The sequence below is a fragment of the Streptomyces sp. NPDC001108 genome (assembly GCF_053598535.1).
This window is the reverse complement of the sequence record NZ_JBSFKL010000003.1, coordinates 569,907-581,950: the sequence shown is the minus strand read 5'-3', so window position 1 is coordinate 581,950 and position 12,044 is coordinate 569,907. Positions and strand designations below refer to the sequence as shown.

The following is a 12,044-nucleotide window of genomic DNA, read 5'->3' as shown; positions in this document are numbered from 1 at the left end:
CGAAGGCGTCCACCTTCCCGCATCTCGGAGGCCGCCATGTCAGGATTCGCCGACGCGACCGCTGCGCCGCACGCCGGTTCGCCGGGTGGGGCGGTGTCCGGGCCGGGGCGGGAAATACCGCGTGCGACGCCTGCGGTCTGGACCGACTGGCCGACCCGGGAAGCCCTGTCCGGGGCGAGCTACGCCCTGCCCCGCAGGGTGATCACCTGGTCGGTACGGGTGGCGCTGGCAGCCGTCATGCTCTGGGGCACCTTCGGCAGTGGGCGGTTCGGGCCCTGGGCGGTGGTGCTCGGCTTGCTGGGTGTGACGGGGTGTGCCTTCGTCGGGTGGGCGTTCTTCCGCACCAGTCTCGAACACCGGCTGTGGCCGTCTCTCGGCCTGCTGGCCCTGCTGATGCTGGCGGCCTTCGGCGCGCAACGGGCGGGGGCGGACACCCCCGCGCTGATCCTCTGGTGCGGCTGCGCGGTCACCGCGCTGGAGCGGCTGCCGCTCACGCCGGGTCTTCCGGCCCTGGCCGTGGCGCTCGGCGGGTATGCCCTCATGAGTACCGACGGCCGGCTCGCCACGTTCATGTCCGCAGCGGGTCTCTCGCTGGGGGGCTATGTGCTCCGACTCGATGCGGAGGCCCGGGGTAACGCACAGAGACTCCTCGTGCAGGAACGCGCGGCCCGTGAGGCGGAGGCCGGGAGGGCCGCGCTGGACGAGCGGTCCAGGATCGCGCGCGAGATCCACGATGTGCTCGCCCACAGCCTCTCCGCCCAACTGGTGCATCTGGAAGCGGCGCGGCTGCTGATCGAGCGGGAGCCCGCGGGGGAGTTCCGGGACCAGGTGCTGGACCGGGTCGTGACCGCCCGTTCCATGGCCCGCGAGGGGCTCGCGGAGACCCGGCAGGCCCTGTCCGCGCTCCGGGGGGAGGTCTCTCCCGTGGAGGACTTCCTGCGCCAACTGCTGGCCGCCGAGCCGGCGGGGGTCAGCGTGGAGGGCGAGAAGCGGAGACTGACGCCCGAGACCTCGCAGACGGTCCGGAGAGTGGCGCAGGAAGCCATGACCAATGTGCGCAAACACGCGCCGGGGGCCGACGTGCGCATACGGCTGGAGTACCTGCCGGACGAAGTCGTGCTGGAGGTCAGGGATTCGGGTGGAAGAAAGCCCGAGGGGGAGCTGTCGGCCAGCGGCTCCGGATACGGTCTGCTGGGGATGAGGGAGCGGGCCGAGCTGATGGGCGGGACGCTGGAGGCCGGTCCGGGTGAGGAGGGGTTCGTGGTGTCTCTGCGGGTGCCCGCGTGAACGCGCGGGTCGTCGTCGCCGACGACCAGTCGGTGGTGCGCGAAGGAATCGTGATGCTGCTGGGGCTGTTGCCCGGGATCGAGGTGGTGGGGGCGGCGCGGGACGGGGAGGAGGCCGTGTCACTCGTGGCGGAGCTGTCCCCGGACGTCGTGCTGATGGATCTGAGAATGCCCCGGTGCGACGGTGCGGAGGCCACGCGGCGGATCCGTAGGGACCATCCGGGCACCCAGGTGGTGGTGCTCACGACGTTCGAGGACGATGATTCGCTCTTCCCCGCGTTGCGGGCCGGGGCCCGTGGGTACTTGACCAAGGACGCAGGCGGCGAGGAGATCGTACGGGCCGTTCAGGCGGTGCTCTCGGGCGACGTCGGCCTCTCGCCCAGCGTGCAGCGCCGTCTGCTGGAGCGCGTGACCGAGACCCCGCCGCCGTCTCCGCAGCCACCCCCACCGGTGTCCGAGGGGCAACTGCCCGACGGTCTGACACCGCGCGAGCTGGAAGTGCTGGTGCTGATCGCGGAGGGTCTGTCCAACCCGGAGATCGCCCGCCGGCTGTGCATCTCGCAGGCCACCGTGAAGAGCCACATCAACAATCTCTTTGCCAAGACCGGGGTGCGCGACCGGGCGAAGGCGGTTCGTTACGCGTACGTTCGGGGGCTCGCACAGCCGCCCGGGTCGGTTATCACCTGAAGTGGTGAAGTCCGGCAAATGGCTCGTCCGCGTCCTTCCCGATCCGCACATTCTTGAGTACACGGCCGAAGTGGTCCGTGGACTAGGGGAGTTGTTCCGTGGAGAAGGAAGCAGGGCGTGAGGCCGCAGCGATGCGTCTCGACGACCCGTGGTACGACGCGTCGGCCTCCGGATGGGGCGAGCCGGACGGCGTGGGCGGCGCCGCCCACGCCGGGGCGCCCGGGGCGGCGGACCCGCGGCGCGCTCTCAGCGCGGCCGAGATCTATGTGGAGGTGCAGCGCAGCGAGGCGTTCCAGGAAGTGCGCCGACGGTACCGGCGGTTCGTCGTTCCGGCCACCCTCGCCTTCTTCCTCTGGTACCTGGTGTACGTCGTCGCCGCGGTCGCGGTGCCGGGGCTGATGGACCGACCGGTGGTCGGGGCGGTGAACGTCGCGATGCTCGCGGGGATCGGGCAGTTCCTCACCACCTTCCTGCTCACCTGGGCGTACGCGCGTCACGCGCGGCTGCGCAGGGACCGTGCGGCGCTCGATCTGCGCTGGCAGACGCAGGAGATGACGCGGGGGGCCGGACGTTGAACGGCAACCACCAGACGCTGGCTCTCGTCCTGTTCAGCGTCTTCATCGCGGTGACACTCGCCATCACCACCTGGGTGAGCCGCAACCGCCATGGCTCGGCGGAGGAGTTCTACGCGGGCGGGCGGCTGTTCTCCCCGATGGAGAACGGATTCGCCATCGCGGGCGACTACATGTCGGCCGCCTCGTTCCTCGGCATCTCCGGTCTGATCGCACTCTTCGGCTACGACGGCATGCTCTACTCGGTCGGCTTCTTCGTCGCCTGGCTCGTGGTGCTGCTCCTGGTCGCCGAACTCGTCCGGAACTGCGGGCGGTTCACGCTCGCCGACGTGGTGGCGGCGCGGATGGCCGAGCGCCCGGTACGGATCGCGGTGGGCACGTCCTCCGTCACCGTCTCGGTGCTCTACCTCGTGGCGCAGATGGTGGGCGCGGGCAGTCTTGTGGCGCTCCTCCTCGGCGGGACGAGCGGTGCCGCCCGCTCCTGGACCGTCATCGGGGTCGGGGCGCTCATGGTGATCTACGTGTCGCTCGGCGGTATGCGCGCCACCACCTGGATCCAGATCGTCAAGGCCGTGCTGCTGATGGCGGGCGCGGTCGTTCTGACCGTCCTGGTCCTGGTCCGGTTCCACGGCGACTTCAACGCGGTGCTCGACTCCGCCGCCGGACGGAGCGGGCACGGAAGCCGGTTCCTCTCGCCCGGACTCCTGTACGGAGGCACCTGGACCGCGCGTATCGACTTCATCAGTCTCGGGCTGGCGCTGGTGCTCGGTACGGCCGGTCTGCCGCACATCCTGTCGCGCTTCTACACCGTGCCCACCGCCAGCGCCGCGCGCCGCTCGGTCGTCTGGTCGATCGGGCTCATCGGCAGTTTCTACCTGATGACGATCGCGCTCGGGTTCGGGGCGGCCGCCCTGGTCGGCTCCGCCGAGGTACGGGCGTCCAACGCCGCGGGCAACACGGCGGTCCCGCTGCTGGCCCTGGAGCTGGGCGGCGGCGAGGGCTCCACCGGAGGGGCGATCCTCTTCGCCGTGGTCGCCGCGGTCGCTTTCGCGACGATCCTCGCGGTCGTCGCCGGGATCACACTCGCCTCGTCCGCCTCCGTGGCCCACGATCTCTACGCCTCGTTCCGGCGTCCCGGCGCCAAGCAGCACAGCGAGGTCGTCGTGGCCCGGGTGGCCGCCACGGGGATCGGGATCGTCGCCATCGCCCTCGGCCTGCTCGCCCAAGGGCTGAACGTCGCGTTCCTGGTGGGGCTCGCCTTCGCCGTCGCCGCCTCGGCCAACCTCCCGGTGCTGCTGTACTCCCTGTTCTGGCGGAGTTTCACCACGCGGGGGGCGGTCTGGTCCGTCTACGGCGGGCTGATCCCGGCCGTCCTGCTCGTGGTGTTCTCGCCGGTGGTGTCCGGCAGCCCCGCCTCGCTCTTCCCGGGAGCCGACTTCCAGTACTTCCCGCTGGAGAACCCCGGGCTCGTCTCCATTCCGCTGGGCTTCCTGGCGGGGTGGATCGGAACGGTCACCTCCGGCGAGTCGCCCGACGAGGCCAAGCACGCGGAGACCGAGGTCCGCGCGCTGACCGGCGCGGGCGCGGTGTAGTTATCGGCCCGGCGCGCGCCGGGCCGTCGAAGGCCCCCTCCGTCCGTCACCACCGCCGGTCACGCGGCGGCCCGTCCGTCACCGCGACGGGCAGTGGTTGCGGCGGACGGGGACCGTTGTACTGGCCGCTGGGGCGGATGCGCAACGGCCGTTCCCCGTACTCCTCCAGGGCGTGGGCGATCCAGCCGGCCGTGCGGGAGACCGCGAACACCGTCTCACCGGCCTCCGCGGGCATAGAGCAGGAGACCGAGAGCACGGCGAGCGCCAGGTCGACATTGGCGTGCAGGGGGGTGTGCCGGGCGGTCGTGGCGACCACGTCACGTGCTGCCGCGAGCGCGGCAGCGGCCCGGGGCACCCGGTCCAGCTGGGCGAACAGCGCCCGCGCCCTGGGGTCCTCCGAGGTGTAGAGGCGGTGACCGAGTCCGGGCACCCGGCGTCCGGTACGGAGATGGTCCGCGATCACCGGGGCGGCGGAGCCCCGTTCGAGGACCTCGATCAGCATGCGGTGCGCCAGCCCGCTCGCCGCCCCGTGCAGCGGGCCCTCCAGGACCCCGAGACCCGCGGAGACCACCGCGTACGGATGGGCGTGGGCGGACGCCGCGACCCTGGCGGCCAGCGTCGATGCCGCGAGATCGTGGTCGATCAGCAGGGCGAGCGCCGTGTCCAGCACGGAGAGCGCCGTCTCGTCGACGGGCAGGGCGGTGAGTTTCGGCCATAGTTGCCGGGCCAGTCCGCCCGTTCCGGAGGGCGGTCCGCCGGTCGCCCCGGCGTCCTGCTGTCCACCCGGGACCACGGGCAGAGCGGCGACCAGGGTCGGGACGAGACCTCGTGCGGCGGCGAGCACCGACTCCCGCGAGAGGTCGAAGCGGAGCGGATCGGTGGTGGCCGCGGCGACCACGGCCACCCGCAGCCGGTCCGTCGATCCGCTGTGCGCGGGCAGCGCGTCGACCGCCCGGCGGGCTGCGGCCAGGGCCTCGGCGGGCGCCGTGAAGCGGATGCCGGGCCGTAGCTCGCCGGTCCAGAGCCACTCGGCGACCTCTTCGCAGCCGTAGTGCCGGGCCAGTTCGGTCGCGTCGACGCCGCGGAAGTAGTAGCGGTCGTTCTCGATGAGCGTGATGCCGGTGCGGAAGACCGGATCGCCGGTGGCGGGGGAGGGCGGTTTCCGGTTCGTCCGCCGGGCCAGTGCGTCGATCTCCGCGGCGTCGTACGTGCTGCCGCGCCCGCCCGGGGCGCGTGCGCTGCTCAGTTGGCCCCGACTGACGTACGCGTACAACGTCTCCGGCTTCACGCCGAGCCGTTCGGCGGCCTCCCGGGTGCTGAGGCGCTGGGCGGCCACCGCCTCCGGACCGCTGCTGGACGCTGCTTGATCCTTCATGCCGTCAACCCTATCTATATTGATTAAATCAATGTTGACAGGATTGAAGTCAATCATGGATGGTCGAAATCAATCCCAGAAAAGACCCGCCGGGTGCACATGGAGGAAAAATGCCGACCACGAACAGCGGAACCCCGCCTCTCGACGTGCCCCGGGGGCTCGCGGGTGTCGTCGTCACCGACACCGCCCTCGGGGACGTCCGGGGGCGCGAGGGCTTCTACCACTACCGCCAGTACTCCGCGATCGAGCTGGCGCGGGCCCGGAGTTTCGAGGACGTCTGGTACCTGATGTCCGAGGGCGCGCTCCCCGACGCGGAAGCCCGTACCGCGTTCGCCGCCCGCACCGCCGCGCTGCGGCGGCTGCCCGCCGAGGTGGGGGAGATGCTGCCCGCCCTCGCACGGGCCGGAGCCGCGAGCGGACCGCTGGCCGGTCTGCGTACCGCCCTCTCGCTCCTGGGCGCCTCGGCCGGGCTGCGGCCGGTGTACGACATCGGTCCCGACGAGCGCCGGGCCGACGCGCTGGCGCTCTGCGCCGCCGTCCCCACCGTGCTCGCCGCCCTCCACCGGATCGGCCGGGGCCTCGAACCGGTGGAGCCGCGCGAGGATCTGCCGCACGCGGCCAACTACCTGTACATGCTCACCGGCTCCGTACCGGACGAGGCCCGCGCCAGGGCAGTGGAGCAGTACTTGATCTCGACCGTCGACCACGGCTTCAACGCCTCGACGTTCACCGGCCGGGTCGTCGCCTCCACCGGCGCCGATGTGGCCGCCTGCCTGGTGGCGGCCGTCGGCGCGCTCTCCGGGCCGCTGCACGGCGGGGCGCCGAGCCGGGCGCTCGACACGCTGGACGCCATCGGCACCCCCGACCGGATCGACGGCTGGATCCGGGAGCGGGTGCTCGCGGGCGAGCGGATCATGGGGTTCGGGCACCCCGTCTACCGCACCGAGGACCCCCGCTCACGGATGCTGCGGGGCATCGCCCAGGGCTTCGGCGGCCCGCTGGTCGACCTGGCCGTCGAGGTCGAGCGCCGGGTCGAGGCGATCCTCGCCGAACTCAAGCCCGGCCGGGAGCTGCACACCAACGTGGAGTTCTACGCCGGAGTCGTCATGGAGCTGTGCGGACTGCCGCGCGAGATGTTCACCCCGACGTTCTGTGTGGCGCGAGTGGTCGGCTGGAGCGCCAATATCCTGGAGCAGGCGGAAGACTCCAAGATCATCCGCCCGGCGGCCCGCTACGTCGGTACGCGCCCGCCGCAGCCGGTCCCCGTACTCCGAGGCGCCTGAGAGAGGTATCCGTTGAACGCGTCGTCCCAGCCCCGCAGGCAGCAGATCCCGGTCATCGTCCTCGCGGGGTTCCTGGGATCGGGCAAGACGACGCTCCTCAACCACCTGCTCCGCAACCGTGCCGGGAACCGGATCGGGGTGATCGTCAACGATTTCGGCGCCATCGAGATCGACGCCATGACCGTCTCCGGGCAGGTCGGCTCCACGGTCTCGCTGGGCAACGGCTGCCTGTGCTGCGCGGTCGACGCGAGCGAGCTCGACACCTTCCTGGAGACGCTGACCGGGCCCGCCGCCCGGCTCGACGTGATCGTCATCGAGGCCAGCGGGCTGGCCGAGCCGCAGGAACTCGTACGGATGCTCCTGGCCAGCGACAATCCGCACATCGTGTACGGGGGACTGGTGGAGGTCGTCGACGCGGCGGAGTTCGACGCCACCCGGGCGCGCCATCCGGAGCTCGACCGCCACCTCGCCGTCGCCGACCTCGTCGTGCTCAACAAGACCGACCGGGTCGGCGGCGAGGAACAGGACCGCGTCCGGGAGGCCGTCGCCGCGGCCGGTGCCCGCGCCGGCGGCGCCCCCGCCGTCGTCTCCGCGACGTACGGCCGGATCGACCCCGAGCTGCTCTTCGACCCGGCGCTGCGGCCGGACGGTGAGGAGAAGACGCGCCAGCTCAGTTTCGAGGACCTGCTCCTGGCGGAGCGGGACGACGAGGGCGGCGACGGACACGCGCACCACCTCCACGCCGCGTACGACAGCGTCTCCTTCACCGCGGACGTGCCGATGAACCCGCGCCGGCTGATGGAGTTCCTCGACTCCCGGCCGCAGGGGCTCTACCGGATCAAGGGCTTCGTCGACTTCGGCAGCGGCGACCGGGCCAACAAGTACGTCCTGCACGCCGTCGGCCGGTTCCTGCGGTTCGAGCCGCAGCCCTGGAAGCGCGGCGAGCGGCGCGCCACCCAGCTGGTGCTGATCGGCTCGGGCATCGCCCCGGAGGCCCTGGGCAAGGAGCTGGCCGACTGCCGGGAGAGCGAGGACCCGGGAACGACGCAGGACGCCGCACATGAACGGAGCATGTGGGGCGTCCTGCGGTACGTACGACAGCCCGGCGACGACGACGCGTAGACACGCGCCCGGCGCCGGGCCGGTGGCTACACCGGGCCGGCGACCACCGCGACCGGCTTGGGCAGCGGCGTACCCGAACCGTCGCGCCGGGGGTCGGGGGCGGGCAGCTCGCTCGGAGCCCCGTTCTGCTGCGCGGCGCGGGCCGGTGTGGCCCCCGCCCAGGCGAACACCAGGCTGTCCTCGCCCTTGAGGAACCGCTGACAGCGCACCCCGCCGGTGGCCCGGCCCTTGCGCGGGTACTGGTCGAACGGGGTGAGCTTGCAGGTCAGCAGCGAGTCGTCGAGCAGGCCGTGCGAGCCGGCGACCGTGAACACCATCGCGTCCGCCGCCGGGTCCACCGCGGTGAACGAGAGCACCTCCGCGCCCGCGGCGAGCTTGACCCCCGCCATGCCCCCCGCGGCCCTGCCCTGCGGCCGCACCTGAGCCGCCGGGTAGCGCAGCAGCTGGGCGTCGGAGGTGATGAAGACCAGGTCCTCCTCGCCGGTACGCAACTCGGCGGCGCCGACGATCCGGTCGCCCTCCTTGAGCGCGATGACCTCCAGCTCGTCCTTGTTGGCGGGATAGTCCGGCACCACCCGCTTGACGACGCCCTGAAGGGTCCCGATCGCCAGGCCCGGGGAGGACTCGTCGAGCGTGGTGAGGCAGACGACCGACTCGTCGCTCTCCAGCGTGAGGAACTCGGTGACCATCGCCCCGCCCGACAGGTTGGGCGCCGCGTGGGTGTCCGGCAGCTGGGGCAGGTCGATCACCGAGAGGCGGAGCAGCCGCCCCTCGGACGTCACCACGCCCACGTCGCCGCGGGCCGTCGCCGGAACGGCCGACACGATCACGTCGTGCTTGGCACGCTTGGCGTCCTCGGCGAGCACCACCGGCTCGTCGTTGGCCGTACGGGCCAGCAGGCCGGTCGAGGAGAGCAGCACCCGGCACGGGTCGTCCGCGACCTCAAGCGGCACCGAGGCGACCTGCGCACCGGCCGACTCCAGCAGGACCGTCCGCCGCTCGGTGCCGAACTTCTTCGCGACCGCGGCCAGTTCGGAGGAGACCAGCTTGCGCAGCGCGTTGTCCGATTCGAGGATCACGGTCAGCTCGTCGATCTCGCCGTTGAGCCGGTCCCGCTCGCTCTCCAGCTCGATCCGGTCGAACCTGGTCAGCCGGCGCAGCGGAGTGTCCAGGATGTACTGCGTCTGCGTCTCGCTCAGCGAGAAGTGCTCGATGAGCCGCTCCTTCGCCTGCGCCGAATTGTCGCTGGACCGGATGATCCGGATGACCTCGTCGATGTCGATCAGCGCGACGAGCAGGCCCTCGACCAGGTGGAGCCGGTCGCGGCGCTTGCTCCGGCGGAACTCGCTGCGCCGGCGCACCACCTCGAAGCGGTGGTCGAGATAGACCTCCAGGAGCTCCTTGAGCCCCAGGGTGAGCGGCTGGCCGTCGACCAGCGCCACGTTGTTGATGCCGAAGGACTCCTCCATCGGCGTGAGCCGGTAGAGCTGCTCCAGGACGGCTTCCGGCACGAAACCGTTCTTCACCTCGATGACCAGGCGCAGGCCGTGCTCGCGGTCGGTCAGGTCCTTGACGTCCGCGATGCCCTGGAGCTTCTTCGACGAGACCAGGTCCTTGATCTTGGCGATCACCTTCTCCGGGCCGACGGCGAAGGGAAGTTCGGTGACGACCAGGCCCTTGCGGCGGGCCGTCACGTTCTCCACGGAGACCGTCGCGCGGATCTTGAACGTGCCGCGCCCGCGGGCGTACGCGTCCTTGATGCCGCCCAGGCCCACGATCCGGCCACCGGTGGGCAGGTCGGGCCCCGGCACGAACCGCATCAGCGTTTCCAGGTCGGCGGCCGGGTGCTTGATCAGGTGCCGCGCGGCGGCGACGACCTCGCCCAGGTTGTGCGGCGGCATGTTGGTCGCCATCCCGACCGCGATCCCGGACGACCCGTTGACCAGGAGGTTCGGGTACGCGGCGGGGAGGACGGACGGCTCCGTCTCCTGGCCGTCGTAGTTCGACTGGAAATTGACGGTGTCCTCGTCGATCGACTCCGTCATCAGGGACGTCGCGTCGGCCATCCGGCACTCGGTGTACCGCATGGCGGCGGGCGGGTCGTCGTTCCCGAGCGAGCCGAAGTTCCCGTGGCCGTCGACCAGCGGGAGCCGCATCGAGAACGGCTGCGCCAGACGGACCAGCGCGTCGTAGATCGACGCGTCGCCGTGCGGGTGCAGCTTGCCCATGACCTCGCCGACGACGCGGGCGCACTTCACGAAGCCGCGATCGGGGCGCAGGCCCATCTCGTTCATCTGGTAGACGATGCGGCGGTGCACCGGCTTCATGCCGTCGCGGGCGTCGGGCAGGGCCCGCGAGTAGATCACGGAGTACGCGTACTCGAGGAAGGAGCCCTGCATTTCGTCGACGACGTCGATGTCGAGGATCTTCTCCTCGAAGTCGTCCGGCGGCGGGGTCTTCGTGCTGCGGCGGGCCATCGCTGCTGCGACTCCTTCACGGATTCTGTTCGGGCAACCTCAGGTTCTGACGCGGACCATTGTGGACCGCCGCACTGACAACCCCGACCTCGACCCGTCCCAAAGGGTGTCCCGGACCGCGCCGGAAGGCTCCTCCGACCCGGCGGGTACGGGGAGCGACCCTCTTTCCCGCGAACTTCCGTGGAACGGGAACTTCGCCAGGTGTCCGTCCGCTTGCTTAAAGTGGCAGGTCTCGCAGGAATCCAGTATCGCGATCGAAGGGACGTACATGCCCATGGGTCACACGGCCACCGCTCAGGCCGGCTCCGGCGGCTTGACAGCGACCGAGCACCGCCTGGCCAACGGCCTGCGCGTGGTGCTCTCCGAGGACCATCTGACCCCGGTCGCCGCGGTCTGTCTCTGGTACGACGTCGGCTCGCGCCACGAGGTCGAGGGGCGCACAGGCCTGGCTCACCTCTTCGAGCACCTGATGTTCCAGGGCTCCGGCCAGGTCAAGGGGAACGGCCACTTCGAGCTGGTGCAGGGGGCCGGCGGCTCGCTCAACGGCACCACCAGCTTCGAGCGCACCAACTACTTCGAGACCATGCCCACGCACCAGCTGGAGCTGGCCCTGTGGCTGGAGGCGGACCGGATGGGCTCGCTGCTCGCCGCGCTCGACGAAGAGTCCATGGAGAACCAGCGCGACGTCGTCAAGAACGAGCGCCGCCAGCGCTACGACAACGTTCCCTACGGCACGGCGTTCGAGAAGCTGACGGCGCTCTCCTACCCGGAGGGCCACCCGTACCACCACACCCCGATCGGCTCGATGGCCGATCTGGACGCCGCGACCCTGGAGGACGCGCGCGCCTTCTTCCGCACCTACTACGCGCCGAACAACGCGGTGCTCTCGGTGGTCGGCGACATCGACCCCGAGGAGACCCTCGCCTGGATCGAGAAGTACTTCGGATCCATCCCGTCCCACGACGGCAAGCAGCCGCCGCGCGACGGCACGCTGCCGGAGATCATCGGTGAGCAGCTGCGCGAGGAGGTGCGCGAGGAGGTTCCGGCGCGTGCCCTGATGGCCGCCTACCGGCTGCCGCACGACGGCACCCGCGAGTGCGACGCGGCGGACCTCGCGCTGACCGTCCTCGGCGGAGGCGAGTCCTCCCGGCTCCACAACCGTCTGGTCCGCCGTGACCGTACGGCGGTGGCGGCCGGCTTCGGACTGCTGCGGCTGGCCGGCGCGCCCTCACTGGGCTGGCTGGACGTGAAGACGTCCGGCGGCGTGGAGGTTCCGGAGATCGAGGCCGCGGTCGACGAGGAGCTCGCCCGGTTCGCCGCCGAGGGCCCCACGCCCGAGGAAATGGAGCGCGCGCAGGCCCAGTTGGAGCGCGAGTGGCTGGACCGGCTCGGTACGGTCGCCGGGCGCGCCGACGAACTCTGCCGGTTCGCGGTGCTGTTCGGCGACCCGCAGCTCGCCCTGACCGCGGTGCAGCGGGTGCTCGACGTCACCGCGGAGGAGGTCCAGGCGGTCGCCAAGGCCCGGCTGCGCCCCGACAACAGGGCGGTGCTGGTCTACGAGCCGGTCGAGGCGGCCGAGTCCGCGGACAGCGACGACACCGACGCGCAGGAAGGAGCCGGCAAGTGACCGACGCGGCGACTGGAGTTTCG

General features: G+C 71.3%; 9 protein-coding genes. 7 read left to right on the top strand and 2 right to left on the bottom strand.

The window, feature by feature from the left end:
* Positions 1 to 36 precede the first annotated feature (36 nt).
* From ACWC97_RS11070 to ACWC97_RS11055, 4 genes are all read left to right on the top strand, one after another.
* Positions 37 to 1,287, top strand: a complete 1,251-nt coding sequence (locus tag ACWC97_RS11070) for a sensor histidine kinase (RefSeq protein WP_450648734.1) — start codon at positions 37 to 39, stop codon at positions 1,285 to 1,287.
* Positions 1,284 to 1,973, top strand: a complete 690-nt coding sequence (locus ACWC97_RS11065) for a response regulator transcription factor (RefSeq protein ID WP_352279484.1) — start codon at positions 1,284 to 1,286, stop codon at positions 1,971 to 1,973. The genes ACWC97_RS11070 and ACWC97_RS11065 overlap by 4 nt, the downstream gene beginning before the upstream one ends.
* A gap of 131 nt (positions 1,974 to 2,104) precedes the next feature.
* Positions 2,105 to 2,548, top strand: coding sequence for a DUF485 domain-containing protein (locus ACWC97_RS11060; RefSeq protein ID WP_385206372.1), 444 nt, complete (start codon positions 2,105 to 2,107; stop codon positions 2,546 to 2,548).
* Positions 2,545 to 4,137 carry a solute symporter family protein gene (locus tag ACWC97_RS11055; RefSeq protein ID WP_352273255.1) on the top strand — a complete coding sequence of 531 codons (1,593 nt, stop codon included), beginning with the start codon at positions 2,545 to 2,547 and terminating at the stop codon, positions 4,135 to 4,137. The genes ACWC97_RS11060 and ACWC97_RS11055 overlap by 4 nt, the downstream gene beginning before the upstream one ends.
* Positions 4,138 to 4,183: 46 nt before the next feature.
* On the opposite strand, the gene ACWC97_RS11050 is transcribed toward ACWC97_RS11055, so the two are convergent.
* On the bottom strand, positions 4,184 to 5,512 hold the full coding sequence (locus tag ACWC97_RS11050) for a citrate/2-methylcitrate synthase (protein ID WP_450648730.1): 1,329 nt from the start codon (positions 5,510 to 5,512) through the stop codon (positions 4,184 to 4,186).
* A 110-nt stretch (positions 5,513 to 5,622) separates the two neighbouring features.
* On the opposite strand from ACWC97_RS11050, the gene ACWC97_RS11045 reads away from it, so the two are divergent.
* Together ACWC97_RS11045 and ACWC97_RS11040 are read left to right on the top strand one after the other, a co-directional pair.
* Positions 5,623 to 6,795, top strand: a complete 1,173-nt coding sequence (locus tag ACWC97_RS11045) for a citrate synthase/methylcitrate synthase (protein WP_450648728.1) — start codon at positions 5,623 to 5,625, stop codon at positions 6,793 to 6,795.
* 12 nt (positions 6,796 to 6,807) lie between these two features.
* Positions 6,808 to 7,917: a CobW family GTP-binding protein gene (locus ACWC97_RS11040; RefSeq protein WP_385205419.1), complete on the top strand. Its 1,110-nt coding sequence runs from the start codon at positions 6,808 to 6,810 to the stop codon at positions 7,915 to 7,917.
* 26 nt (positions 7,918 to 7,943) lie between these two features.
* Here ACWC97_RS11040 and ACWC97_RS11035 read toward each other — a convergent pair whose 3' ends face one another.
* Positions 7,944 to 10,394, bottom strand: coding sequence for a DNA gyrase/topoisomerase IV subunit A (locus tag ACWC97_RS11035; RefSeq protein ID WP_450648726.1), 2,451 nt, complete (start codon positions 10,392 to 10,394; stop codon positions 7,944 to 7,946).
* Between the two features lie 268 nt (positions 10,395 to 10,662).
* Between ACWC97_RS11035 and ACWC97_RS11030 the strand changes: the two genes are divergently transcribed.
* Positions 10,663 to 12,021, top strand: coding sequence for a M16 family metallopeptidase (locus ACWC97_RS11030; RefSeq protein WP_352273250.1), 1,359 nt, complete (start codon positions 10,663 to 10,665; stop codon positions 12,019 to 12,021).
* Positions 12,022 to 12,044: the final 23 nt, after the last annotated feature.